General features: G+C 63.0%; 16 protein-coding genes and 1 tRNA gene. 11 read left to right on the top strand and 6 right to left on the bottom strand.

The features are described 5' to 3' along the window. The first annotated feature begins 32 nt into the window (after window positions 1-32). Entirely contained in the window at window positions 33-278 is a 246-nt protein-coding gene (locus ABDW57_RS20525; RefSeq protein ID WP_343732034.1) for a hypothetical protein, read from the top strand. Here ABDW57_RS20525 and mutY read toward each other — a convergent pair. From mutY to mutM, 3 genes are read right to left on the bottom strand one after another with little or no spacing between them, the layout of a single operon-like run. After that, entirely contained in the window at window positions 275-1,405 is a 1,131-nt protein-coding gene (mutY, locus tag ABDW57_RS20520) for an A/G-specific adenine glycosylase (protein WP_343732033.1), read from the bottom strand. The genes ABDW57_RS20525 and mutY overlap by 4 nt on opposite strands. A 13-nt stretch (window positions 1,406-1,418) precedes the next feature. Beyond that, window positions 1,419-3,347 (bottom strand): dynamin family protein, encoded by a 1,929-nt coding sequence (locus ABDW57_RS20515; protein WP_343732080.1) that lies wholly within the window; start codon window positions 3,345-3,347, stop codon window positions 1,419-1,421. Window positions 3,348-3,360: 13 nt separating this feature from the next. Then, complete coding sequence (gene mutM / locus ABDW57_RS20510) at window positions 3,361-4,197, bottom strand: bifunctional DNA-formamidopyrimidine glycosylase/DNA-(apurinic or apyrimidinic site) lyase (RefSeq protein WP_343732032.1); 837 nt, start codon at window positions 4,195-4,197, stop codon at window positions 3,361-3,363. 102 nt (window positions 4,198-4,299) lie between these two features. On the opposite strand from mutM, the gene ABDW57_RS20505 reads away from it, so the two are divergent. The 8 genes from ABDW57_RS20505 to ABDW57_RS20470 all read left to right on the top strand — a co-directional run bounded on the left by ABDW57_RS20505 (window position 4,300) and on the right by ABDW57_RS20470 (window position 11,491). Continuing rightward, window positions 4,300-6,099, top strand: coding sequence for a tetratricopeptide repeat protein (locus tag ABDW57_RS20505; RefSeq protein WP_343732031.1), 1,800 nt, complete (start codon window positions 4,300-4,302; stop codon window positions 6,097-6,099). Continuing rightward, window positions 6,100-6,699 carry an outer membrane lipoprotein LolB gene (locus ABDW57_RS20500; protein ID WP_343732030.1) on the top strand — a complete coding sequence of 200 codons (600 nt, stop codon included), beginning with the start codon at window positions 6,100-6,102 and terminating at the stop codon, window positions 6,697-6,699. Between the two features lie 9 nt (window positions 6,700-6,708). Then, entirely contained in the window at window positions 6,709-7,575 is an 867-nt protein-coding gene (gene ispE, locus ABDW57_RS20495; protein WP_343732029.1) for a 4-(cytidine 5'-diphospho)-2-C-methyl-D-erythritol kinase, read from the top strand. Window positions 7,576-7,651: 76 nt separating this feature from the next. Beyond that, a tRNA-Gln gene (locus ABDW57_RS20490) sits at window positions 7,652-7,728 on the top strand. Between the two features lie 151 nt (window positions 7,729-7,879). Beyond that, complete coding sequence (locus ABDW57_RS20485; protein WP_179675634.1) at window positions 7,880-8,830, top strand: ribose-phosphate pyrophosphokinase; 951 nt, start codon at window positions 7,880-7,882, stop codon at window positions 8,828-8,830. 135 nt (window positions 8,831-8,965) lie between these two features. Then, window positions 8,966-9,568 carry a 50S ribosomal protein L25/general stress protein Ctc gene (locus tag ABDW57_RS20480; protein ID WP_343732028.1) on the top strand — a complete coding sequence of 201 codons (603 nt, stop codon included), beginning with the start codon at window positions 8,966-8,968 and terminating at the stop codon, window positions 9,566-9,568. 81 nt (window positions 9,569-9,649) lie between these two features. After that, window positions 9,650-10,231 (top strand): aminoacyl-tRNA hydrolase, encoded by a 582-nt coding sequence (gene pth / locus ABDW57_RS20475; protein WP_343732027.1) that lies wholly within the window; start codon window positions 9,650-9,652, stop codon window positions 10,229-10,231. A 9-nt stretch (window positions 10,232-10,240) separates the two neighbouring features. Then, entirely contained in the window at window positions 10,241-11,491 is a 1,251-nt protein-coding gene (locus ABDW57_RS20470) for an amidohydrolase (protein WP_343732026.1), read from the top strand. Window positions 11,492-11,583: 92 nt separating this feature from the next. On the opposite strand, the gene ABDW57_RS20465 is transcribed toward ABDW57_RS20470, so the two are convergent. Then, window positions 11,584-13,404 (bottom strand): DUF885 domain-containing protein, encoded by a 1,821-nt coding sequence (locus ABDW57_RS20465; protein ID WP_343732025.1) that lies wholly within the window; start codon window positions 13,402-13,404, stop codon window positions 11,584-11,586. 49 nt (window positions 13,405-13,453) lie between these two features. After that, window positions 13,454-13,885 (bottom strand): thioesterase family protein, encoded by a 432-nt coding sequence (locus ABDW57_RS20460; protein WP_343732079.1) that lies wholly within the window; start codon window positions 13,883-13,885, stop codon window positions 13,454-13,456. Between the two features lie 102 nt (window positions 13,886-13,987). On the opposite strand from ABDW57_RS20460, the gene ychF reads away from it, so the two are divergent. Further along, window positions 13,988-15,079 carry a redox-regulated ATPase YchF gene (ychF, locus tag ABDW57_RS20455; RefSeq protein ID WP_343732024.1) on the top strand — a complete coding sequence of 364 codons (1,092 nt, stop codon included), beginning with the start codon at window positions 13,988-13,990 and terminating at the stop codon, window positions 15,077-15,079. A 161-nt stretch (window positions 15,080-15,240) separates the two neighbouring features. Then, window positions 15,241-24,804 carry a hypothetical protein gene (locus ABDW57_RS20450; RefSeq protein WP_343732023.1) on the top strand — a complete coding sequence of 3,188 codons (9,564 nt, stop codon included), beginning with the start codon at window positions 15,241-15,243 and terminating at the stop codon, window positions 24,802-24,804. On the opposite strand, the gene ABDW57_RS20445 is transcribed toward ABDW57_RS20450, so the two are convergent. Next, window positions 24,801-26,030 carry a glycosyltransferase gene (locus ABDW57_RS20445; RefSeq protein ID WP_343732022.1) on the bottom strand — a complete coding sequence of 410 codons (1,230 nt, stop codon included), beginning with the start codon at window positions 26,028-26,030 and terminating at the stop codon, window positions 24,801-24,803. The two genes, ABDW57_RS20450 and ABDW57_RS20445, sit on opposite strands and share 4 nt — an antisense overlap. Window positions 26,031-26,141 lie beyond the last annotated feature (111 nt).

Raw genomic sequence — 26,141 nt, 5'->3', positions numbered from 1 at the left:
GGCCGATGATGAAGCAAGCACCGGAGGCCGCAATGGATAACGAAGTCATGGAATTCATCAAACAGTTCAGAGAGGAAGCGCGGAACACCCACGCCACCAAGGTCGAGCTGATGGCATTCCGCGAAGAAGTGGCAGTGCAATTTGGCAAAGTCCATGTGGAGATCAGCAAACTTGAAACTTGTATAGCGCGGCTGGAAACGCGCATCATCAAGTGGTTTGTCGGGACGGCCATCACGATTGCCGGCGTGGTGTTTGCCATGGCGCGCTATCTTCCTTAGAACATGCGCTGCTGGGCGGCGTTGTGGTCGCCCAGCAGTTCCAGCAGCAGTTTCTTCACCGGCGCGGGCAGGGCGGCATCAGCGATCCGGGCCGCGTCCAGCCAGACGTGGCCGGCCTCGGCGGCCAGTCCCAGACGGCGCGACAAGGCAATGCGGTACGGCGCAATGTGCAGCTTGTAGTGCGTGAACACATGCGTGACCGTCGACAGGCGCTCGTACGATTCCATCGCGCCGAACTTGCTCACCGCGCTCATCAAGGCATCATGATCGGCTGGCGCAACTTCATCATCCTCTGCCGCCATATGCCCGTCCAGCTCCGGCAGCGACAACAAGCCGCCCCAGATGCCGCTGGGCGGACGCTGCTCCAGCAGCACCTGCCCGCCATCGACGATCGCCAGCATCACCGCATGCTTCTCCGGCGTAGCCTTCTTCGGCTTGCGCACCGGCAGATCCTTGGTGCGCCCGGTGTTGAACGCCACGCAGCGCACCTGCATCGGGCAGCGCTCGCACGACGGGCTGGAACGTGTGCACAAGGTGGCGCCCATGTCCATCAAGCCCTGCGTGTAAGCCTCGATGCCTTCCTCCGGCAACAGCGCCTCGGCGCGGCGCCACATGGCTTCCTCAGTCTTCTTCTCGCCCGGATAGGTATCGATGCCGAACACCCGCGCGAACACGCGCTTGACGTTGCCGTCCATGATGGCCGCGCGCCGGCCGCTGGAAAATGCCGCAATCGCCGCCGCCGTCGAGCGGCCGATGCCCGGTAACTCCGCCAGCAGCAGCGGATCGGAAGGAAACACGCCGTCATACTCCGCCACCACCCGCTGCGCGCACTTGTGCAGATTGCGCGCCCGCGTGTAATAGCCCAGGCCGCTCCACTGCGCCATCACGTCCTCCACCGGCGCGGCGGCGAGGTCGCGCAGGGTAGGGAAGCGTTCGAGGAAACGGGCGTAATAACCCAGCACTGCCGACACCTGGGTCTGCTGCAGCATGATTTCCGACAGCCACACCAGATAGGCATCGCGGGTGTTTTGCCACGGCAGCGTGTGACGGCCATGAACCTTTTGCCAGCCGATCAGGTCGGCCGAAAAACTGGGGTCGACAAAATTCTCTACTGCGACAATTTTCATTCTTTTCCTGTACTTAAGCGGCGGCGTCCAGCGCCACGAATTCCGCGTTGATGGCGATGCTGATCGCACCGGCCAGTTCATGCAGGCGCGCCTTCTGCGCCTCCAGCTCCTGCTGGCTGCGTTCAAACGCATCGATCTTTTGCTCCAGGCTGTCGGTCGCATCGTGGATGCGCTGGATCGACGCCAGCCGGTGTTTCAACTGATCCTTGTGCTGGCGGATCTGCGCCTCCAGCGGCGCCATGATCACCTTCAGCCACGCTTCCGCATCGTTGTTGGCCGCCTTGAAGCAGCCGCGCACGCGCGAGGCAATCGTATCGAAGAAACGTTCCATCAGGGTCACGCGGCTGGTGGTGAGCAGCGTGGCGGTGCCGAAGGTCTTGGCGTAGATGGCCTCGATGCTGGCGATCTCCTCACGGTAGGGCGCCAGCGAGAACGGCATCGGCAAGGCCAGCGTCAAGCCATGTTCGCTGGAGAAGCGGCGGTACATCACGCCCATCATCTCGGTGATCTCGATGGTCTTGCGTTCGGCCGCGTCCAGATTGGCGCGGGTGCGTTCGAAGTAGCCGCGCACTGCCTCGCGCACGCCGGTGAAGAAACGGCTGCGTTGCATCTCTTCGCGCACCAGTTCGATGTCGTCGCGCACAATGTCCATGCCCATGCAGGTGTACAGCTCGGTCGACAGGCGCGTGAACACCGCGCGCGTGGCCTGCAGCTTGAACAGGCTGGCGTCGAATTCCTTTTTCTCGACGTCGATGCGGCGCATCATGTGCGCCACCACGCTCTGGTTCTTGCCGCGCAAGCTCTTCAACTCGTGCAACTGCTCGACGATGCCGCGGATGCGGCCATTCAGCATGCCCAGCTGCGCCGTGTTCAGCGCCTGCAACTCGTCGCTGAGCTGCTTGCGCACGATTTCCTTCTTGGCCGGAATCAGTTCGTTGAACAGCGCGCCTTCCAGCGCATGCAGGCGGCTGCGTGCCTGCAGTTCCACATCCTGATTGATCTTGCCCACCAGCGCCTTCTGCGCCGACACCGGAAACACCTGGCCTGGCTCCAGCGACAGCACATGCGCCACGTTGGCCTGCTGGCGTTCGATCTCGGCGTTGACATCGTCCTCGCTGCGCAGCTCGTCCCACATGCTGTCGATCTTGTTCAGCACCACCAGCCGCCCGGCGCCGGCACCGATGTGGTTGCGCCAGACTTCGATATCGCTCTTGGTCACGCCGGTGTCGGCGGCCAGGATGAACAGCACCGCGTGCGCGTTCGGAATCAGGTTCAGCGTCAGCTCCGGCTCGGTGCCGATGGCGTTCAGGCCCGGCGTATCGAGAATCACCAGCCCCTGCTTGAGCAGCGGGTGCGGGAAGTTGATGATGGCGTGGCGCCAGTAGGAAATCTCCACCAGACCGTTTTCGTCCAGCGTGACCGGCATGTCGGGATCGTCGTCGTCGTACAGACCATAGCGCCTGGCTTCCTCCACCGTCACCAGGCGTGTCTTGCTGACCTGCTTGAAGGCTTCGTGCATGTCGGCGCCGGCGTCGAGGTTCAGCGGCAGCACGGTCCACGCGCCCGGCTGCTCGCGATAATCGCTGGTGGACAGATTGTCGGCGCGCGTTTCGATCGGCAGCAGGCGGATCGAGGGCGCCATGCTGCCATCCCACAGCAGCTCGGTCGGGCACATGGTGGTGCGGCCGGCCGCCGACGGCAAAATCCGCTGGCCGTACTCGGCAAAGAAGATGGCGTTGATCAGCTCCGACTTGCCGCGCGAGAATTCGGCCACGAAGGCCACCGACAGTTTGTCATCTTCCAGCCGCGCCAGGTTGCGCACGATGCGCTGCTCGGTGGCGGCATCGGTCAGGGAAGCGCCGGCGACCCACGCCTGATAGTTTTTCAGCGCGCTGACCACGCCTTGCCGCCACGCGCTGTACTGTTCAAAGTCCCGGACCATCATCTGCCTGCCCTTATTTTTGGCAATTCACACAATAAAAGGTCGACCGTTGCCCCTGCCTGATCTGGCGTATCGGCGCCGCGCACACGCGGCAAGGCACGCCAGTCCGATCATAGACGAAATACGTCTGCTGGAAATAGCCGGACTGCCCATTCACGGCAATAAAGTCGCGCAGCGTGCTGCCGCCTTGCACTATCGCTTCTGCCAGCACCTCGCGCACCGCTTGCGCCAGTTTTTCATAGCGCGCCAGGCTGATGCGCCGCGCCGGCAGCTTGGGATTGATGCCGGCCCGGAATAAGCTCTCGGAAGCGTAGATATTGCCGACGCCCACCACGATATCGCCGGCCAGCAGCACCTGCTTGACCGGCGCGCTGCGCTGCCGGGTTTGATCGTACAGCACTTTGCCGCTGAAACCCGGTTCCAGAGGCTCCACGCCCAGCGTGCGCAGCAGCACGTGATGTTCCAGCTCGCCATCGGCGGCGTCATGCCACAGCACGGCGCCGAAGCGGCGCGGATCTTTCATGCGCAGCACCTGGCGCAGGCCGTCCGGCGCTTCGACCTCAAGGTCGAAATGATCATGTTTCTCCGGCGCGATGCCGGGTGCCAGTACCCGCAAATGGCCGGACATGCCGAGGTGGATGATCAGCGTGCCATGGTCGAAATGTAGCAGCAAGTATTTGCCGCGGCGGCCGGTGCGCAGAATGGTGCGGCCGGCCAGCAATTGCGACAGTGCGGACGGGAAGGGCCAGCGCAGGCCGTCGCGGCGCAGCACCACCGCGCGCACGACGCGGCCTTCGAGATGGGGCGCGACACCGCGCCGGGTGACTTCAACTTCTGGTAATTCTGGCATCGATGTGGCTCTAACGGAATATTTGGTTACACTAGTCAAACTCCGCGCGCGATGCGAACGGCGTAAAATCTGACTGACTATGCTGACTTGCCAGGATTTCTCTTGAAAAACGCTTTCGCCATTGTAACTCTCTCTGCCTTGCTGTCCGCGTGCGCCATGGCGCCGCAGAAGCCGGCCGAGCCTGCCCCAGCGCCGCAGCCGCCGGCGCCGGCGACGTCGGCCGAGGCTGAGTCGCCGGCACCCGAGGCGGCCGACACGCCGGCCCCGGCGCCGGAAGCCCTGCCAAATAACGAGCTGACCGGCGACCTGCTGTACCGCATCACCAAGGCCGAGCTGGAATTCAAGCAGGGTAGCTGGCAGGGGCCGTACATCACCATGATGGCGCTGGCGCAGCAAACCCGCGATCCGCGCCTGGCGCGGCGTGCCGCTGAAATGGCGCTGACCGCCAAGCAGACCGGCGAGGCGCTGTCCGCCATCCGCCTGTGGCGCCAGCTGGCGCCGGATTCGGATGAGGCGACCCAATACTTCCTCGGCTTTGCCGTGGTGGCCGACAACCTGGACGAGGCCGAGGCCGTGTTCGAGCAGCGCCTGAAAAACGCCAAGCCGGAAGCGCGCCCGCTGGCCATGTTCCAGATGCAGCAATACCTGCTGCGCGCCAAGGACAAGGACGCCGCCTTCAAACTGCAGGAGCGCGTGCTGATGCCGTACGACGGCACGCTGGAAGCGCACCTGATCCTGGCCCAGGGCGCGTTCGCCCTGAACGACCTGACGCGCGCGCGCGCCGAAGCCAGCAGGGCGCTGGCCATCAAGCCCGATTCCGAACTGGCGATCCTGACCACTGCGCAAATATCGGGCGACATCGAAGCCGCGATGAAGCTGTTGACCGGCTTCCTGGAACAATACCCGAACGCGCGCGAAGTGCGCGCTGCCTATGCCCGCATCCTGGTGGACAACAAACAGTATGACGAGGCCCGCAAACAATTCCTGACCCTGCTGAAGGATCAGCCGGACAATATCGCCACCCTGTACGCCCTGGGTGTGCTGGGGACGCAGACCAACGACCTGGCGGCAGCGGAAAAATATTTCAGCCGCTTCGTCGCCGTGCTGGAGCAGCACCCCAACGACGAGCGTGATCCGTCCAAGGCGCTGATGATCCTGGCGCAGATTGCCGAGCAGCGCGGCGACCTGGACGCGGCCTACAACTGGCTGGAAAAGGTCGATGGCAACGATGAAAAAATCTACCTGGCCGCGCGCATGAAAATGGCGGTGCTGCTGGCCCGCAAAGGGCAGGTCGATCAGGCGCGCCAGCAACTGGCCGAACTGCAGCCATCCGACCCCGCCGACCAGGCGCAGGTGTTCCAGACCGACGCCCAGCTGCTGCGCGATGCCGGCGATCACCGCGCCGCCTACATCGTGCTGGAAAACGCCCTCAAGCGCTACCCGGACAATCCGGACTTGCTGTATGACTTTGCATTGGTGGCCGAAAAGCTGGGGCAGGTGGAACTGATGGAAAAAGCCTTGCGCCAGGTGATGATTGCCGCGCCCGACAACCAGCACGCCTACAATGCGCTGGGCTATTCGCTGGCCGAGCGCAACGAGCGCCTGCCGGAAGCCCTGAGCCTGATCGACAAGGCCATGAAAATGGCGCCGGGCGACCCCTTCATCATGGACAGCATGGGCTGGGTGCAGTTCCGCATGGGCAATTTGAACGAGGCGGAGGGCTTCCTGCGCCGCGCCTATGCCTTGCGCAACGATCCGGAAATCGCCGTGCACCTCGGTGAAGTGTTGTTCGCCAAGGGCGACGTCGAGGGCGCGCAAAAGATGTGGAAAGAGGCGCACGCCAAAGATCCGAAAAACGATGCGCTGAAAAGCACGCTGGCGCGTCTCAACCAAAGCCTGTAAATGAAACGACCGCTCCTGATTGCCCTGACCCTGGCCGCGCTGGCCGGCTGCGCCGCCACGCCCTCCGCACCGCGTTCGACCGCCGCCGTGGCGCCTTACCGCGACAACCTGGAACTGGCCGGCCGCATCGCCATCAACTACAGCCGCGACGGCAAGAAGGAATCGCTGAACGGCAAATTCGTGTGGCAGCAGAGCAAGGCCAACACCGACGTCAGTCTGATCTCGCCCACCGGCCAGACCGTGGCCGTGATCAATGTGACGCCGACCTCCGCCACGCTGAAAGAAAGCGGCAAGGCGCCGCGCACCGCGCCCGATCTGGACGCGCTGACCCAGCAAGCGCTGGGCTGGACCCTGCCGGTGTCCGGCCTGCGCGACTGGCTGCAAGGCTACGCCATCGCCAGCGATGGCAAACGCTTTGTTGCCACGCCGGCCAACGACAACGTCATCACGCGCGATGGCTGGAAGCTGGAGTATGTGAGCTGGCAAGATGAAAACGCCGCCGTGCCGGTGCCCAAACGCATCGACGCCACCCGCATCGTGCTGGGGCAGGCGGTGGACGACATGGCGATCCGCATCGTCATTGATCCGGTCGCGCAGTAAAATGCCGGCATGACCGAACTGAAAAACTGCCCGGCTCCGGCCAAGCTCAATTTATTCCTGCACGTGAACGGCCGCCGTCCGGACGGCTATCACCTGCTGCAAACCGTGTTCCAGCTGATCGACCACGGCGACACGCTGCACTTCACGCTGCGCGATGACAGCGCCCTGCGCCGCGTGACCGACCTGCCCGGGGTGCCGGAACAGAGCGACCTCATCATCCGTGCCGCCAGGCTGCTGCAGGCCGAAGTCCTGCGCCGCCGCGGCGCCTTGCCGCGCGGCGTCGATATCGCGATCGATAAGGTGCTGCCGATGGGCGGCGGCGTCGGCGGCGGCTCGTCCGACGCGGCCACCACGCTGATGGTCCTGAACAAGCTGTGGAATGCCGGTCTGAGCAAGCAGGAACTGATGGACCTGGGCCTGCCGCTGGGCGCCGACATCCCGTTTTTCATCTTTGGCGAGACCGCATTTGCCGAAGGCGTGGGCGAGGCGCTGCAGCCGGTGCGCGCGCCGGATTGTTGGTATGTGGTTATCGAACCGGGGGTCATGGTGCCAACAGCCGCGATTTTTGGCTCGGAACATTTGACAAGGAACACACCGGCCGTTAATATAGCGGACTTTTCCAGCCACTCCAGTGCAACGGGGTTTGGAAAGAACGACTTGCAACAGGTAGCAACGAAGTTATTCCCGCCGGTAGCAGAAGCGGTAGAATGGCTGGGAGCTTACGGTGATGCCAGGATGACTGGCTCCGGTGCATGTGTGTTCAGCGCGGTAGCAACCGAGGCAGACGCCGACGCGGTACTTGCAACAGTGCCGGCGAAGTGGAAAGCCTGGAAGGCCCAGTCGCTGCATCGGCATCCACTCACCACGAAGTTGTGAGACGGCAAAAAAGTTTTTGCGAAGCGTGAAAAAGGCTGTATAATATCGGCCTGTAACGACAAGCAGTCAGTTGCGTAGGGGAATCGCCAAGCTGGTTAAGGCACCGGATTTTGATTCCGGCATACCAAGGTTCGAATCCTTGTTCCCCTGCCATTCGTTTGTATCTGGAACCGTCGAGGCTCAAGTCTCCGGCCAGATAAAGCAAAAAGTGAGGCGCACGATGCGCCTCATTCTACTTGGTTTCAGCGCCGCGCCGCATGCGCTGGCTCTTCAAAGAATCTTCTACAACTTCTCTGGAATCCCAATGGCTTACGAAAACCTGATGGTTTTTACCGGCAACGCTAATCCTGCGTTGGCAGAGGGAGTCGCAAAAAATCTCGGCATCCCCCTCGGCAAAGCGAACGTTTCGAAATTCTCGGACGGCGAAGTCATGGTTGAAATCAACGAGAACGTCCGCGGTAAAGACGTCTTCGTGCTGCAATCGACCTGCGCGCCAACCAACGACAACCTGATGGAACTGATCCTGATGGTTGACGCCCTGAAACGCGCATCGGCCGGCCGTATCACCGCTGCGATTCCTTACTTTGGTTATGCCCGTCAAGACCGCCGCCCGCGTTCGGCGCGCGTGGCGATCTCGGCCAAAGTGGTGGCCAACATGCTGGAAGAAGCCGGCGTCGAGCGCGTCCTGATCATGGATCTGCACGCCGACCAGATCCAGGGCTTTTTCGATATTCCGGTTGACAATATTTACGCTTCGCCAATTCTGCTGGGCGATCTGCAGAAGAAGCACAATGAAGACCTGCTGGTGGTGTCGCCGGACGTTGGCGGTGTGGTGCGCGCGCGCGCCCTGGCAAAACGCCTGGGCTGCGACCTGGCCATCATCGACAAGCGCCGTCCCAAAGCCAACGTGTCCGAAGTGATGAACATCATCGGTGACGTCGAAGGCCGCAACTGCGTGATCATGGACGACATGGTCGACACCGCGGGCACCCTGGTCAAGGCCGCTGAAGTGCTGAAAGAGCGCGGCGCCAAGAAAGTGGTTGCCTATTGCACCCACGCGGTGCTGTCCGGTCCGGCAATCGACCGCATCAACAGCTCCTCGCTGGACGAGCTGGTGGTGACCGACACCATTCCGCTGTCGGAAGCAGCCAAGCAGTGCACCAAGATCCGTCAACTGACCTGCGCCCCGCTGCTGGCAGAGACCTTCAAACGCATCATCAAGGGCGATTCCGTGATCTCCCTGTTCGTCGACTAAGCCGCCGGCGACCAACCCAGTTTTTCAGCGGCGCGCCCGGTATTTTGCCGGGCGCGCCGTTTTTCCCGAAGCGCGCCTGGTCGCGGGGCGCTTCATAACACGGGACGCAAGTCCTGTTATTTATTGGAGTATCACATGAAAGTAGTAGCATTCAAACGCGAACTGCAGGGTTCCGGAGCGAGCCGCCGCCTGCGTAACTCGGGCCAAACCCCTGGCATCATCTACGGCGGCACCGAAGCCCCGGTAGCGATCGCCCTGGACCACAACGCCCTGTTCCACGCTCTGAAAAAAGAAGCGTTCCACTCGTCGATCCTGGACCTGGAAATTGACGGCAAAGCAGAAAAAGTTCTGCTGCGCGACTTCCAGATGCACGCTTACAAACAACTGGTGCTGCACGCTGACTTCCAGCGCGTTGACGCGTCGAAGAAGATCCACGTGAAAGTGGCGCTGCACTTCGTGAACGCCGAAATCTCGCCAGCAGTGAAACTGCACGGCGCGACCATCAGCCACGTTGCCAACGAACTGGACATCGAGTGCCTGCCGGCCGACCTGCCAGAATTCATCTCCGTTGACCTGACCAACGTGGACGTTGGCCACTCGGTTCACGTTGCTGACCTGACCCTGCCAAAAGGCGTGACCGCTGTCACCCACGGCAACAACCTGACCATCGCGACCGCCTCGGTACCAGCTGGCCACGTTGCTGCTGAAGCAGCTGCCACCGAAGAAGCCAAGAAGTAATTCTTCGCGCCGCTTCAAAGAAAACCCGCCTCTGGCGGGTTTTTTTTCGTCATAATCGTATTTATTTGCTTAAAGATTCACATGCCCATCCGTCTTATCGTTGGCCTTGGCAACCCCGGCCCAGAATACGAACAAACCCGCCACAACGCCGGCTTCTGGCTGGTGGACAACCTTGCCAACGACAGCGGCGCGCGCCTGCAGCGCGAGACCAGGTACAACGCCATGTTTGCCAAGGCCGCCATCGCCGGGCAGGAAGTGTATCTGCTGGAACCGCTGACCTATATGAACCGCTCCGGCCAGTCGGTCGGCGCGCTGTGCCGCTTCTTCAAGATCAACGCCGACGAAGTGCTGGTGGTGCACGATGAGCTGGACCTGATGCCCGGCATCGCCCGCCTGAAAAAAGGCGGCTCGGCCGGCGGCCACAACGGCCTGAAGGACATCACCGCCGCGCTTGGCACACAGGACTACTGGCGTTTGCGCCTCGGCATCGGCCATCCGCGCTCGCTCAACCTGGCGCAGCAGGTGGCCGACTTCGTGCTGCACCGTCCGCGCCGTGAAGACCAGGACCTGATCGAACGCGCCATCGAGAAATCGCTGCTGGTGATGCCGCAGATCGTCAAAGGCGAATTCCCCGCCGCCACCATGAAGTTGCACACTGACTGAAAGGACGCAATGAAACTCATCCCGATCATGGCATTGCTGGCCGCCGCCGCCAGCGCGCAGGCGCAGGATGCCGGCGCTGTCATCAACAGCATCTACCCGCAGCTGGACGCGATTTACAAAGATCTGCACGCCAATCCGGAGATCGCCTTCCAGGAAACCCGCACCGCCGCCAAACTGGCGGCCGAGATGCGCAAGATCGGTTTTGAGGTCACAGAAAAAGTTGGCAAGACCGGCGTGGTGGCCATCTACAAAAACGGCGCCGGCCCCTTGGTACTGGTGCGCACTGAAATGGACGGCCTGCCAATGGATGAAAAATCCGGCCTGCCTTACGCCAGCAAGAACGGCGCGGCGCACAGCTGCGGCCACGACGTCCACATGACCGCCTGGCTGGGCGCGGCGCGCGCGCTGGTGTCCTTGAAATCGCAATGGAAGGGCACGCTGATGTTCATCGGCCAGCCGGCGGAAGAAACCGTCTCCGGCGCCAAAGCCATGCTCGATGATGGCCTGTTCAAGCGCTTCGGCAAGCCGGACTACGCGTTTGCGCTGCACTCCTGGCCGCTGGCTTACGGCACCATCGGCTACAACAGCGGCGCGGTATCGTCGAATTCCGACGCGATCGAGATTACCTTCAAGGGCCGCGGCGGCCACGGCTCGGCGCCGGACAAGGCGCTGGACCCGATCACGATTGCCGCGCGCTTCGTGGTCGATGTGCAGACCGTCATCAGCCGCGAGAAAGATCCGAAGGAATTCGGCGTAGTGACCATTGGCGCCATCAACGGCGGCACGGTCGGCAACATCATTCCGGATACGGTAAAAGTGCGCGGCACCATCCGTACGTACAGCCCGGCGGTGCGCGAGAAAATCCTGGCTGGCGTGCGCCGCGTGGCCGACGCCTCGGCGGCGATGGCCGACGCGCCGGCGCCGGACGTCGACCTGATCCCTGGCGGCATCGCCATCGACAACAACGACGCCCTGGTGAGCCGCACCGAAAGCGTGTTGAAGCAAGCCTTTGGCGACGCCAACGTCTCGCGCATGCCGGCCATGACGGCCAGCGAAGACTTCTCGCAGTACATCAAGCAGGGCGTGCCGGGCATGTTCTTCTTCACCGGCGTGTACGACCCGAAAGTGGTGGCGGAAGCGGACAAGGGCGGCAAGCCGGTTGCCTTCAACCACTCGCCATACTACGCCCCGGTGCCGGAGCCATCGATCAAGACCGCCGCCCAGGCGATGACACTGGCAGTCATGAACGTCATGAAATAACTCCGGGGTCAGGTCCGTCATTTCAACACGAGCACAGCCGTAGTTTGCCTACGGTTGCGCTCGTGTCGAAATGACGGACCTGACCCCGGAGTTTATTTCGACGTCGCGATCCAGCGGTCGACGCGCTGTTCCAGGATCGGCAGCGGCAGGGTGCCGTCGCCGATCACCACTTCGTGGAATTTCTGGTAGCTGAACTTGTCGCCCAGCGCCTGCTGGGCGCGGGCCCGCAGTTCCAGGATCTTCAACGAGCCGATCTTGTAGCTCAGCGCTTGCGCCGGCAGCACCATGTAACGCTCGATCTGATTGCGGGCGCGCGGCTCGGTCCAGCCCAGCACGTCCATCAGATAGCTGATCGCCTGCTCGCGCGTCCAGCCCCTGGCGTGCATGCCGCTGTCCACCACCAGCCGCGCCGCGCGCAGCATCTCGGCGTTCAGGTGGCCGTAGTAGGCCACCGGGTCGTCATACAAGCCCATCTCCTTGCCCAGCGTTTCCGAGTACAGCGCCCAGCCTTCGGTAAACGCCGCGCTGTTCGGATTCTCGGTGCTGAACTTGCGGAAGTCGGGCAGGTCGATTTCCTTCAGCAGCGCCGCGTGCAAGTGGTGACCGGGGACGCCTTCGTGCAGGAACAGGCTGACCATGTCGACCCGGCTGTATTTCTTCGGATCGTTCACCACCGGCCAGAACACGCCCGGATGCGAACCGTCGGCGGCCGATGGGGTATAGTGGTCCGACGCCGTGGCGCGCGTCAGCTCCGGCTCCAGATGCAGTTCCAGCCTGGCTTTCGGCACCAGGCTGAAGTAGGCCGGCAGCTTGGCCTGCACTTGCGCGTAGATGGCGCGGTAGGCGTCCAGCACCTGTTCGTCGGTGGTGAAGATGTTGAACCTGGTCTGCTCGCGCATCCATTGCGGCAACTGTTTTTCCGGGCCTTCGTAGCCCAGCTTGGGACCAAGCGCGGCCAGCTGCTGCTGGATGCGCGCCACTTCTTTCAGGCCCAGCGCGTGGACTTCGTCGGCTGACAGCGGCAGGTTGGTGCTGTCCTTGATGTGGGCCGCGTACCAGGCCGCGCCGTTCGGCAGGGCGCTCCAGCCGGTGCTGCTGCGGCCGGCAGGCAGGTATTCATTTTCCAGGAAGCCGACCAGGCGGTTCAAGGCCGGCGCTACTTTGCTGTCCACCGTTTTCAGATAGGCGGCGGTGAGTTTCTTCTTGTCGGCGTCGGAGAACGCGGTCGGGAAGTGCGTCACCGGCGAGTAGAACACGCTGGCTTCCGGCGAGGCCGCGCGCAGGTTTTGCAGCTGCGGCAGCATGGCGGTGATGATGGCTTTCGGATGCACCACGCCGCTGCGCATGCCTTGCCGCATATTGGCGATGGCCTGGTCTATCCACGCCGGCAACTGGTTCAGGCGGCTCAGGTAAGCCTGATACTGCCTGACCGTTTCCAGCGGCTGCGAACCGGTGCCGCTGGCGTAATTGGCCAGCGTGCTGGGCACGTTGTCCATCTGGTTCAGCGGCAGCAGGTGGTCGGGGAAGGACTCCATCTGCATCGCGTTATTGAGTTCATAAGTCAGCAGATCGTAGGTCAGCTGGTCATGGGCGCTGAGCTGGTTGCGGTTCACTGCCATCAACTGCTTCTGCAGCGAGCGGTACAGCGTGAACTGCGCCGCGCGCACCTTGGGCGAGATGGCCAGGCCGAGCTGATCGTCGTAGCGGCTGTCGCCGTTGGCGGTGGCAAACAGCAGCGGATCAAACTTGCAGCGCGCCGTATGGAAGGCGGCCGCCAGTTTGGCCAACTGCTTCTGCGCCTGACTCGCCTTGGCGGTTGCCGCCACCGGCGCCGCCTGCACCGGCAGCGTGTAAGCACCAGCCAGCATCAAGCTGGCCACCAGAACAGAAGTACGCAGACGAGCAATAGTCATGAGGTTTCCCAGGGGTTCGTGATGGCCAAGGAGTCTAGCATCAAAAAAGTCAGGTGAGGGTGGTCAGGTCGCGCAACACCGCGCGCACGGTATCCGGGATGGGCACGGCGCGGTTGGTGGCGCGTTCGACGTAGACGTGGACGAAGTGGCCGGCGGCGGCCGGCAACGGATCGTTGTTGCGGTACAGGGCGATTTCGTAGCGCACGCTGGAGTTGCCCAGCTTGGCCACGCGGATGCCGGCGTGCACCGCGTCCGGGAAGGCGATCGGGCTGAAGTAGGAACAGCCGCTGTCGACCACGAAACCCACCACCTCGCCCTGGTGGATATCCAGCACGCCCGCCTCGATCAGGAACTGGTTCACCGCCGTGTCGAAATAGGAGTAATAAACAACATTGTTCACATGGCCATAAATATCGTTATCCATCCATCGCGTGGGGATGGTAAGGAAGTGGCGGAACTGTTCCCGGCCGGCGTCGCGCATGCTCATGCTGTCTCCTGTTTTTTGAAGTGTGAGGCCAACAAAGGTACAATGGACCCTTGAACGCTGTAAATAGCAAGCAACTCCATACTGTAAAGGTTTTTCATGAGTCTCCAATGCGGCATCGTCGGCCTGCCTAACGTCGGCAAGTCCACCCTGTTCAACGCCCTGACCAAGGCCGGCATCCCGGCCGAGAACTATCCGTTCTGCACCATCGAGCCTAACGTCGGCGTGGTGGAAGTGCCGGACCCGCGCATGGCCGCGCTGGCCGAGATCGTCAAGCCTGAGCGCCTGGTCAACGCCATCGTTGAATTCGTCGACATCGCCGGCCTGGTGGCCGGTGCCTCGCAGGGCGAGGGCCTGGGCAACCAGTTCCTGTCGCACATCCGCGAAACCGACGCCATCGTCAACGTGGTGCGCTGCTTTGAAGACGACAACGTGATCCACGTGGCCGGCAAAGTCAGCCCGCTGGACGACATCGAAGTGATCCAGACCGAGCTGGCCCTGGCCGACCTCGGCACCGTGGAAAAAGCCATCCACCGCGAGCAGAAGAAAGCGCGCTCGGGCGACAAGGACGCCATCAAGCTGGTGGCCCTGATGGAGCGTCTGGTGCCGCACCTGAACGAAGCCAAGCCGGTGCGCTCGCTGGGCCTGGATGAAGCGGAAATGCTGCTGATCAAGCCGCTGTGCCTGATCACCGCCAAACCGGCCATGTACGTGGCCAATGTGTCGGAAAACGGCTTCACCAACAACCCGCTGCTGGACCAGCTGACCGCTTACGCCGCCACCCAGAACGCGCCGATCGTGGCCATCTGCGCCGCTATCGAAGCGGAAATCGCTGATCTGGACGACGCCGACAAGGCCGCCTTCCTGGCCGACATGGGCATGGAAGAGCCTGGCCTGGATCGCCTGATCCGTGCCGGCTACAAGCTGCTGGGCCTGCAAACCTACTTCACCGCCGGCGTGAAGGAAGTGCGCGCCTGGACCATCAAGATTGGCGACACCGCGCCGCAAGCGGCCGGCGTCATCCACACCGACTTCGAACGCGGCTTCATCCGTGCACAAACCATCGCCTATGACGATTACCTCCAGTACAAGGGCGAGGCTGGCGCGAAAGAGGCTGGCAAGATGCGCGCTGAAGGCAAGGAATACGTGGTCAAGGATGGCGACGTGCTGAACTTCCTGTTCAACGTCTGACCAGCGTTTTGTTCACCCTGAAATCCGCGCGCTTAGCGCGGATTTTTTTTGCCTGTAAAAAAATATTTAATACGTGTATCAAATTGTGACCGATGGTGAGTCTTTTCCGATAGGCAACGTGCTATTATTGGCAATTGCTAAAAATATCAGAAAGAGTTCCTTTGGGCACAATCGCTGCGACCAGCTTTGACAACACCCTCGCCGGAAGTGACGGTAACGACACCTTGATCGGCACCGACCTTGCGGATTTCATCACCGGTGGCAATGGCGCCGACTCACTGAATGGCGGCAAGGGAAACGACAGCCTGGACGGTGGTGAGGGTAATGACACCATCAGCGCGCAAGGCGATGCGACCATGATCGGAGGCAATGGCAACGATGCGTTGTCGACCACTGGCGGTAACAAGCTGCTTGATGGCGGCGACGGCAACGACTCGTTCCTCGTACAAACGCTCAGCGGTGGCAATGTTTTGGCGCTGGGCGGGGCCGGCGCTGACAGATTCAACCTGTACACCTCCCAATTGTCCGCGCAGGGCGCCATCCAGCTCGACGGCGGCGACGGCGAAGATGTGTTCAATTTGAACCTGAGCGGGACTTCCCCTATCAGCTACAGCTTCACCGGCGGCGCTGGCGCGGATCTCTACAAGATCGTGAAGTACAGTACCGGCGTCAGCTTCCGTATCGAAGACTTTCAGGCCGGCACCGGCGCCGATGCTGACCGTATTGACATCACCGAGCTGGTTCGCATCATGCTCTCCGGCAGCGGCTATCGCGGCGGCAATCCCTTCAGCCCAGACGTGGGTTACTTCCGCCTGGTACAGGATGGCGCCGATACGCAGTTGCAGTTCGACCAGGATGGCCCTGCGTCGAGCTATTATGGCTACCGCGTGGTGGCCACGCTCGCCAATGTCAAGGCCACTGATCTCACCTCCTATCATTTCACGCCCTACACGCTGCCGGACGGCGCGGCCGGTCCAGGCCAACTGCTGCAGGGCACCGATGCCGCGGACCGGCTGAGTGGCAGCTTGTTTGCCGACACCCTCAACGGCGGCGCCGGCAACGATACACTGGCGGGCGACTACGGGGACGACGTCCTGAACGGCGGTGACGGTAATGACTACCTGCACGGTGATTACGGCACCAGCACGCTCTACGGCGGTGCCGGCGACGACAGCCTGCAGGGTTCGGGCATGGTCTACGGCGAGGATGGCAACGACATCATTGACGCCACACAGGGCGTGTATGATGGCGGCGCCGGCGACGACTGGCTGCGCGGTGGCAGCGGTGGCACCACACTGCTGGGCGGGTTGGGCAACGACCGGTTTGAGCCCACCAGCTATTATGGCGCTACGGGCTTGCGTGCCGACGGCGGCGAGGGCGATGATGTGTTCGTTATTGGGTATGCCACTGGTAACGGTGGCCGCGGCACCCTGACCGGGGGAACGGGCAGAGATACCTATAAGTTTGCGACACCGGTCATCGACGCCACGCTGGAAGTGACCGATTTTACGGCTGGTGCCGGTGGCGACAGCATTGATCTCACTTCCTTGCTGGGTCTTGCAGCATACCAGGGCGGTAATCCGTTTGCCGCCAACGGCGGCCTGTTCCGTTTGGTGCAACGGGACGCTGACACCGTATTGCAATATACGGCGCAGAACAGCGTACGTGATCTCATCACGCTGAAAAATATCCTTGCCGGCCAGCTGACCGCCGACAACTTCACCGGCGGCTTCAGTCCCGATGGCACCCCGATGGCTGGCGTGAAGCTGACCGGTACCGGCGGCAGCGATACGCTGGCCGGGTCGAACTATGACGATAGGCTGGACGGCGGGGCCGGCGCCGATAGCCTGAGCGGCAACGCCGGCGCCGACGTTCTGCAGGGCGGAGACGAGACCGGCGCTGGCGATACGCTGGATGGCGGCGCGGGCAACGATACCCTCGACGGTGGCGGCGGCGACGATAGTTTGCAGGGGGGCGCGGGCAACGACAGCGTGTACGGCGGCGCGGGCAACGATACGCTGACCGATAATGGCGGCGATGGCGTGCTCGATGGCGGTGCTGGCAACGATGTGTTCGATTTATTCGGCGGCCACGGCGCGCTGACCATCGCCGGCGGCAGCGGCGATGACCTGATCGTCATGGGTAAAGAGGGCGGGGCCGCCGGTGTGGTTGCAGCCGGCGGCGACGGCCGCGATACCTACCGCGTCGCCGGCTCCTACGGACTCAAGATCAGCGATTTCGCGGCGGGCGCCGGCGGTGACCGGCTGGACCTGATGGCGTTGCTTGAGAACGCCGACTTCAACGGCTACCTCGGCGGCAATCCGTTTGCCGCGGAGCAGCCGCTGTTCCGCCTGCTGCAGTCCGGCGCCGACACGCTGCTGCAGCGCTGCACGCTTTCCAATGGCGTGCCGGACACCAGCAGCTATTCCACAGTGGTGACACTGGCGAATGTGCGCGCCACCAGCCTGACGGCGGATAATTTCGTCGGCGGCATCAATCCCAATGGCACGTATACACCTGGCGCGCGCATCGCCGGCGGGGCCGGGGACGACAAGCTGAGCGACACCCATTTCGACGATACGCTGACCGGAGGCGCCGGCAATGACACCTTGACCGCCGCGCGCGGCAGTGACGTGCTCGATGGCGGCGATGGCGATGACAATCTGAGCCTGTTCTCCGCTGGCGGCAAGCTGACGGCAAGCGGCGGTGCCGGCAACGATGCGTTCTGGATTAGCGACTCGATCGTCTATAACAGCAGCGCGCGCACGCTGCTGGCCGATGGCGGCAGCGGCGATGATTATTTCAACTTGTCCATGGGCGGCACGGGCAAATATTCGAGCACCCTGGTCGGCGGCGCCGGCCGCGATTTCTACGACCTGGACGGTGCGCACTGGGGCGATAGTGCCACCGTGCGGGATAGTTACACCGTGCAGGACTTTACTGCCGGGCCGGGTGGCGATCGCCTTGGCCTGGATGAATTGCTGGCCAAGGCAGCGCGCATCTTCGCTTATACGGGCGGCAACCCCTTCGTCGATGGCACGCTGCAGTTGATCCAGCAAGGCAAGGATACGCTGCTGCAAATGCATGCTGGCGGCGATCCCAAGGCGCCGTGGGTGACCTTGTTGCGTCTGCAAGGCGTGCAGGCCAGCAGCCTTACCGCTGACAACTTTGATCAAGGCCTCGATCCACGCGGCGGCCCAGTGGCCGGTGCGCTGATCGACCACTCCAGCAATGGCCTCTGGCAAGGCGGGCTGTTCAACGACACGCTGCTTGGCGCGCTTTCGGTGGCCCGCTTGAACGGCGACGGCGGCGATGATGTGATCAAGCTCAGCGGGAACCTCCACGACGTCACCCTGGACGGCGGGAACGGCAATGACACCTTGCTGGGTGATCTGGGCGGCGAGGTGTTCTGGGGCGGCGCCGGCGATGATTCGATGGACGGCGGTGGCGGTGACGATGTCTTCGTTGCCGGCAGGGGCAAGGACACGGTCGAGGGCGGTGCAGGCAAAGACTTGCTGCAAGTCGCGGCCAGCTTTGCCAGCTTCACCGTGACGCGCGCTGACCCGGTGTACACCACGCTGACCGACGCCAGCGGCAATCGCATCAAGTTTAGTGCTATAGAAACCTTTAAATTCAACGGCGTGGAGATGACCTTGGCGCAGGTACGGGCGCAAGTGCAAGCGGGTACAGCGGGCAGTAACAACGATTACCTGGAAGGTGATGGCGGCAATAACACCTTGAACGGGCTGGCCGGCAACGACACCTTGGTCGGCGGCGCCGGCGACGATACGTATGTGATCGATACCCTGGGTGACACCATCATCGAGTCGGCCAACGAAGGCAAGGACGTGGCGCAGGTGGCGCTGGCCGCGGCCGGCACCTATACGCTGGCGAGCAATGTGGAGAACGCGGTCATCACGTCGGCGGCCACGGTGGCGGTCAGCCTGACTGGCAATGCATCGGACAACGAACTGCGCGGCAACGCCGCTGCCAACACACTGATCGGCGGCGCGGGGAATGACACGCTCGACGGCGGCGCCGGCAATGACAAGCTGCTGGGCGGTCTCGGCGATGACGTGTATGTCGTGGGCGAGGCTGGTGACGGCATCACCGAAGCCGTTGGCGAAGGCAGCGACACCGTGCTGACGGCGCTGTCCTCGTACACGCTGGGCGCCAATGTCGAACACCTGCAGTATGCCGGCACCGGTAGCACCGCCTTCACCGGCTTGGGCAACGGATTGAACAACGTCATCACCGGCGGCGACAAAGGCAACAAGCTTGATGGCGGCGCCGGCAATGACAGCCTGATCGGCGGCGCCGGCAACGACAGCCTGAGCGGCGGCACCGGCGACGACACCATCGCCGCCGGCACGGGCAACGGCACCGGCAATGACACCATCGACGGTGGCGACGGCGTCGATCTGCTGGCAGGCCTGGACCTGCCCGCGTACTACACAATCACGCGTCCGAACGCGACCGATACGGTGCTGACCCACCGCGACGGCAGTGTGCTCACGGTGCGTGGGATCGAACACTTCGCGTTCGCCGGTGGCCTGGAGCAAACGCTGGCCGAGTTGCAGGACAATATTGCCAGCATTGGCAACGATAATCTGCACGGCGGGTCCGGCGCCGATGTCATGGACGGGGGCCTTGGCGCCGACACCATGGCCGGCGGCTACGGCGACGACATCTACTATGTTGACCTTAGCGGCGATGTGCTGGTCGAGGAATTGTTCGGCGGTCACGACCAGGTGTTCGTGAAACTCAGCGCGGCCGGCACCTATCAGCTGGCCGATTACATTGAGGATGGCACGGTGAGCGCCGCCGCTTCGGTTGCGGTTAACCTGACCGGCAATGCCGCCGACAACCGCCTGACCGGCAACGGCGCGGCCAATACCCTGAGCAGTGGCGCCGGCAACGATACGCTGGACGGCGGCCTTGGCGCCGACAAGCTGGTGGGCGGCGCGGGCGACGATCTGTACCTGGTCGACAATGCGGGTGACCAGGTCAGCGAAGCCTTGAACGGGGGCCATGACCTGGTGCAGACCGGGTTGTCGTCTTATACCCTGAGCGCCAACGTTGAAGACCTGCAGTTCACCGGCAAGGGCGCGTTTGCCGCGGTCGGTAATGCGGCCGACAACCACATCACAGGCAGCGCCAGCGGCAGCAACAAGCTCGATGGTGGCGCCGGCAATGACTGGCTGGCCGGCGGCAGCGCCGCCGATAGCCTGGCCGGCGGTCTCGGCGACGACAGCCTTTACGGCAATGGCGGCAAGGACACCATCGACGGCGGCGAAGGCGTCGACTATCTGGATATCGCCGGCTACCTGATCGATTACAAAGTCAGCCGCCCGAACGCCACCGATACCGTGCTGACGGATGCGGCAGGCAATACCATCACCGTGCGCAATGTGGAAAACTTCCACTTCCAGGGCGGCGGTATCACCACGCTGGACGAGCTGCAATACAACCTCGTCAGCGTCGGCAACGACAAACTGTATGGCCAGGAGAATGTGGCGCCGGAAACGATCGACGGCGGTCTTGGCGCCGACACCATGAGTGGTGGTGGCGGTGACGACACCTACATCGTCGACAACGCCGGCGACACCATCGTCGAAGATACCGTGGACGGCACCGACACCGTCCGCGTCGGGCTGAGCACCGGCAACCTGACATACGTGCTGGCCGCCAATGTGGAAAACGGCATTCTTACCTCGTCCGCGGCGATCAACCTGAGCGGCAATGACGGCAACAACACCCTGACCGGCAACGCCGCCGCCAATACCCTCATTGGTGGTGCCGGCAGCGATACGCTCGATGGCGGCGCCGGCGCGGACAAATTGATCGGCGGCAGCGGCGACGATGTGTACACCGTGGCCGACAGCGGCGACGCGGTCACCGAAGCCGACGGCGACGGCTTGGACCTGGTGCGCACGTCGTTGGCCAGCTACACGCTGAGCGCCAACGTTGAGCAGCTGGCGTACACCGGCAAGGTGGCGTTCACCGGCATCGGCAACGCACAGGACAACATCATCAACGGCGGCGACGGCGGCGCCAAGCTGGACGGCGGCGCCGGCAACGACAGCCTGAGCGGCGGCGCCGGTAACGACAGCCTGCTGGGCGGCACTGGCAGCGACATGCTGGTCTACCTTGGCGGCAAGGACACCATCGATGGCGGCGATGGCTTCGATGGGTTGCACATCGCCGGCAATTTCGAGTCCTTCACCGTCAGCAAGCCTAATGCCACTGACCTGGTGCTGACCGGCACCGGCGGCAAAGTCATCACGGTACGCAATGTCGAAAACTTTGTCTTCGCGGGCGAGAGCAAGACACTGGACCAGCTGCAGTACAACATCGTTAGTCCCGGCAACGACAAGCTGTACGGCGGCGGCGATAAGGACACCATTAACGGCGGCCTTGGGGCTGACACCATGACCGGGTACGGCGATGATGACCGCTATGTGATCGATAATGTTGGCGACACCATCGTCGAGGAGCTTGGCAGCGGCATCGATACCGCGCAAGTGGAGTTAGCCACAGCCGGCGCTACCTACACGCTGAACGACAACGTCGAAAATGGCATCATCAGTTCGGCGGCGGCAGTCAACCTCAGCGGCAATGCGTTGAACAATCTGCTGACTGGGAATGCGGCTGTCAACTCGCTGAACGGCGGCGCCGGTGATGACACGCTCGATGGCGGTGCCGGCAACGACAAGCTGCAGGGCGGCGAAGGCGATGACCTGTACCTGGCTGTCGATGCCGGCGACACCATCGTGGAAAATACCGGCCAGGGCTGGGACACCGTGCGCACCGCGTTGAGCAGCTATGTGCTGAGCGCCAATGTCGAACAGCTGGAATACACCGGCAAGGCCGCCTTCAGCGCCACCGGCAATACGCAGGATAACTTCATTTACGGCGGCAACGGCGGCGCCAAGCTGGACGGCGGAGGTGGCGACGACCAGCTGTTTGGCGGCAACGGCAACGACAGCCTGCTGGGCGGCGCCGGCAATGACAGGCTGTCCACGGGCAGAGGCCAGGACACGGTCGATGGCGGCGCCGGCATCGACACCGTGGCGGTGGCCGGCGCGTCGGGCAACTACACCATCGCCCGCCCGACCGCTACCGACACCGTGTTGACCGACAGCGCCGGCAATACGCTGACGTTGCGCAATGTCGAGTATGTGGCGTTCAGCGGCGGCGCCGACGAACATCCGATCGCAGAGCTGCTGTTCAATATCGCTTCACCGGGCGCCGATCACCTGACCGGCACGGTCTATGACGATACCCTCAACGGCGGCACCGGCGCCGACACGCTCGAAGGCGGCCTTGGCGACGACGTCTATGTCATTGCCGACAAGGCGGCCGTCATCATCGAGGACGCCTCCGCCGGCATCGACCTGGTGCAAGTGGCCTTCACCAGCGCCGGCAGCTACACGCTTGGCGAGAACGTCGATGACGCCACCGTGACGGCGGCCGCATCGGTGGCCGTCAACCTTACCGGCAACGATCTGGACAACCTCCTCACCGGCAATGCCGCCGCCAACGTCCTGACCGGTGGCGTCGGTAACGACACGCTGGACGGGGGCGCCGGCGCCGACAAGCTGGCGGGCGGCCTCGGTGACGACATCTACGTCGTCGGCGAATCCGGGGACGTGGTGACCGAGCTGGCGGACGAGGGTACCGACGTGGTGATCACCACCTTGTCCAGCTACACGCTGGGCGCAAATGTCGAAGCGCTGTTCGCCAGGGGCAGCGCTGCGTTCACCGGCACCGGCAACGCGCTGTCCAACGTGATGGCGGCCGGCAGCGGCGGCGCCAAGCTCGATGGCGGCGATGGCGCCGACTTGCTGATTGGCAACGTCGGCAACGACAGCCTGCTGGGCGGGCGCGGCGACGACTGGTTCGAGGCCAGTGCTGGCAAGGACACGATTGATGGCGGCACCGGCAATAATGAGCTGCATTCGCTGGGTGACTTCGCCAACTACACCGTGCTGCGCGTCAACGCCACCGATACCTTGCTGACCCATCACAACGGTGTCACCATGCTGGTGCGCAATGTGCAGTGGTTCCATTTCAACGACGCCGCGATGTCGCTGGCGGACGTGCTGGCGCACAGCGTGACCGTAGGCGCTGACACCATCGAAGGCACATATGGCAGTGATACGCTGGACGGCGGTCCCGGTAACGACGTGCTGATCGGCGGCAACGGCGACGATTACTACTTGCTGTCGGCGCCCGGCGACGTCGTCGTGGAAGCGGCTAACGCCGGTATCGATGGCGTCAGGCTGGACTTCGCCGCCGCCGGTACCTATACGCTGGCGGCCAATGTCGAATACGCGATCATGACGCCGGCATCGACGGTGGCGATCAACGTGGTCGGCAATGAGTTGTCCAACTACCTATACGGCAACGCCGCCGGCAATAGCCTGAGCGGCGGCCTCGGCAACGACACCCTGATTGGCGGCGCGGGCAACGACACCCTGATTGGCGGCCAGGGCAGCGACGAATACCTCGTCAGCGAAAGCGGCGACGTCATCAAGGAAGCTGCCGACGCGGGGTATGATACGGTGTTTGCCTCGGCCGCTTCCTACACGCTGTCGGCCAACGTGGAAGACCTGGTGTTCAACGGTACCGGCGCCTTCACCGCTGCCGGCAACGATGGCAACAACCGCCTGTTTGCCGGCAGCAGCACCGGCGCCAAGCTCGATGGTGGCGCCGGCAACGACTCGGTGGTTGGCGCGGCGGGCAACGACAACCTGATCGGCGGAACCGGCGATGACCATATCGAAACCCTCGGCGGTAAAGACACGGTTGATGGTGGCGCCGGCAACGACTATATCGCCGGCCTGAACGCGCGCGACAGCTACAGCGTCGTTCGCACCGCCACCGATACAGTGCTGACCGGCAGCGATGGCGAGATCATCACCGTGCGCGGTGTGGAGACCTTCTACTTTGCCGATCAAGCGCAGACGCTGGCGCAATTACAAGCCAACACCGGCGGCCCCGGCAATGACAGCCTGCTGGGTAGCGACGGCAACGATACACTCGACGGCGGCGCCGGCATCGACACATTGGCGGGCGGCGCGGGCGATGACCTGTACCGCGTCGACAATAGCGGTGACCGTGTCGTCGAACTGGCGGCCGGCGGCGTCGACCGGGTGGAGACCTCGGCCGCCAGCTATACCTTGGGCGTCAACGTGGAAAACCTGCGCTACACCGGCACGGCGGGGTTTACCGGCGTTGGCAATGTGCTGGACAATGTCTTGCAAGGCGGCGCGGGCAGCGACAAGCTGACTGGCGGCGCGGGCAGCGACACCTTTGTGATTGCCAACGTCACCGGCAGCGACACCATTACTGACTTTGTCGCCGGGGTTGACCACCTGTCGCTGGACTTGACCGCTTTGGGCCTGCATAGCTACAACCTGCGCACGGGCACCTACGATGCGCCGGGCGGTTTTGACCAAGGCAATCAGCTGTCGCTGTTCACGGTGCGCATGGCTACCGCCAGTACGGCCAATGCGGCGGCGATTATCGGTTCGGCCGATATGGCCTACGCCGTGGGCGACACGGCATTGTTCGTGGTGTCGACCACCAAGGACACCACGCTATACCGCTTCGTTTCCAGCGGCGCGGATAGCAAGGTGTCCGCCGCCGAGCTGACCGCGCTGGTCACGCTCACCGGCACGCCGACCACCACCGTGGACGACTGCCTGTTCGCGGTCTAGGGCTGGACGAAACGCAGCAGCGCCGGCATGCAGTGGCGCTGCATGTCGTAGCGGTCGAGAATGGTCTGGCGGGCGGCGTCGCGCAGGTGTTGCAGGCTGGCGCGCCGTTCCAGCGTGTCGGCCACCGTGGCGGCCAGCGCCCGCGCGTCAAAGAAGTCGACCAGCAGACCGTTGCGGCCGTGCTCGATCACTTCTTCCACCGGCGCGGTTTTCGACGCCACGATCAGGCAGCCGGTGCTCATGGCTTCCATCAGCGACCATGACAGCACGAACGGGTAGGTCAGATAGGTGTATACCGCCGACACTTGCATCAGCTGCGTCAGCACGCTGTGCGGCACCTTGCCGACAAAGTGGATGCGCTTCATGTCGAGCTTGCCCTTCACCTCATCAAGGAAGATCTGCTTCCAGGTCTTGCCCAGCGGCGGCGCGGCGCCGTAGCTGACGCCGTCGCCGCCGACGATCACCACGCGCGCGTTGGGGCGCTGCTTCATCAGTTCGGGCAGCGAACGCATGAAGATGTGGTAGCCGCGATACGGTTCCAGCTGACGCGCGACAAACACCACCACCTCATCGCCAGGTCGCAGTGTGATGCCGGCCGCCTGCAACTGCACGTAGGCAGTCGGTTCCGGGCGGAAGCGCTCGGTGTCGATGCCGTCGTGGATCACGGTGATGCGGTCGCGGAACCAGGCTGGATGGCGGTCGCGCTGGAACTCGGTGGGTGACAGCGCGCCGTCGGCCACCGACATGGCGTGCAGCAAGTGGGTGTTGCGGATGCGCAGGCGCTGCAGCGCGGCCATGCCGGGCTTGGAAAATTCCGGATCGAAAAAAGCGTCACCGCCTTCGCCCTGGTAGTAGTACTCGGCGTAGATCAGCAGCCTGGCTTTGGGGAAGACGTCGCGTACATACAGCGCTTCGCCCCAGCCGGGGTGGACGAAGATCACGTCCGGCTCAAAGCCTTGTTCCTTCAACCATTCCAGCCGCGCGCACGCCGATTCCGCGCGCAGTACCTTGCCGTATAAATCCTTGAGCTGTGCTGGCGGGCGCGGTCCCTGTGGCAGATTGCCAACATCATGACGGAAATAACGCACGCCCGGTTGGGGGATGGTGGGCTGGTTCATGCCCACGCCAACCACCTCGTGGCCTTGCGCTGCGAGCGCGGGGGCCAGGTGCTTGAATTGGCCGGGGAAGTTCTGGTGAATGAACAGGTATTTGCTGCGTTTACTCAAGGGACGCTCTCTCTATTGCCGAGAGGCCATTGTGCCACGTCTTATCCAGAATGCGCATTTGTTTGTTTGGAATGATTCGTGGGCGTGGGCCGCGAAATTCGTTACCTTTGA

It is taken from the genome of Duganella sp. (assembly GCF_039595735.1).
Taxonomy (GTDB): domain Bacteria; phylum Pseudomonadota; class Gammaproteobacteria; order Burkholderiales; family Burkholderiaceae_D; genus Rugamonas.
The sequence above is the reverse complement of the archived record's forward strand: the minus strand, read 5'-3'. Positions and strand labels throughout refer to the sequence as shown.

Bases quoted from the DNA above. Each gene is read 5' to 3' on its own strand.
- ABDW57_RS20525 (WP_343732034.1), top strand. From the start codon at position 33: ATGGATAACGAAGTCATGGAATTCATCAAACAGTTCAGAGAGGAAGCG.
- mutY (WP_343732033.1), bottom strand. From the start codon at position 1,405: ATGAAAATTGTCGCAGTAGAGAATTTTGTCGACCCCAGTTTTTCGGCC.
- ABDW57_RS20515 (WP_343732080.1), bottom strand. From the start codon at position 3,347: ATGGTCCGGGACTTTGAACAGTACAGCGCGTGGCGGCAAGGCGTGGTC.
- mutM (WP_343732032.1), bottom strand. From the start codon at position 4,197: ATGCCAGAATTACCAGAAGTTGAAGTCACCCGGCGCGGTGTCGCGCCC.
- ABDW57_RS20500 (WP_343732030.1), top strand. From the start codon at position 6,100: ATGAAACGACCGCTCCTGATTGCCCTGACCCTGGCCGCGCTGGCCGGC.
- ispE (WP_343732029.1), top strand. From the start codon at position 6,709: ATGACCGAACTGAAAAACTGCCCGGCTCCGGCCAAGCTCAATTTATTC.
- ABDW57_RS20485 (WP_179675634.1), top strand. From the start codon at position 7,880: ATGGCTTACGAAAACCTGATGGTTTTTACCGGCAACGCTAATCCTGCG.
- ABDW57_RS20480 (WP_343732028.1), top strand. From the start codon at position 8,966: ATGAAAGTAGTAGCATTCAAACGCGAACTGCAGGGTTCCGGAGCGAGC.
- pth (WP_343732027.1), top strand. From the start codon at position 9,650: ATGCCCATCCGTCTTATCGTTGGCCTTGGCAACCCCGGCCCAGAATAC.
- ABDW57_RS20470 (WP_343732026.1), top strand. From the start codon at position 10,241: ATGAAACTCATCCCGATCATGGCATTGCTGGCCGCCGCCGCCAGCGCG.
- ABDW57_RS20465 (WP_343732025.1), bottom strand. From the start codon at position 13,404: ATGACTATTGCTCGTCTGCGTACTTCTGTTCTGGTGGCCAGCTTGATG.
- ABDW57_RS20460 (WP_343732079.1), bottom strand. From the start codon at position 13,885: ATGCGCGACGCCGGCCGGGAACAGTTCCGCCACTTCCTTACCATCCCC.
- ychF (WP_343732024.1), top strand. From the start codon at position 13,988: ATGAGTCTCCAATGCGGCATCGTCGGCCTGCCTAACGTCGGCAAGTCC.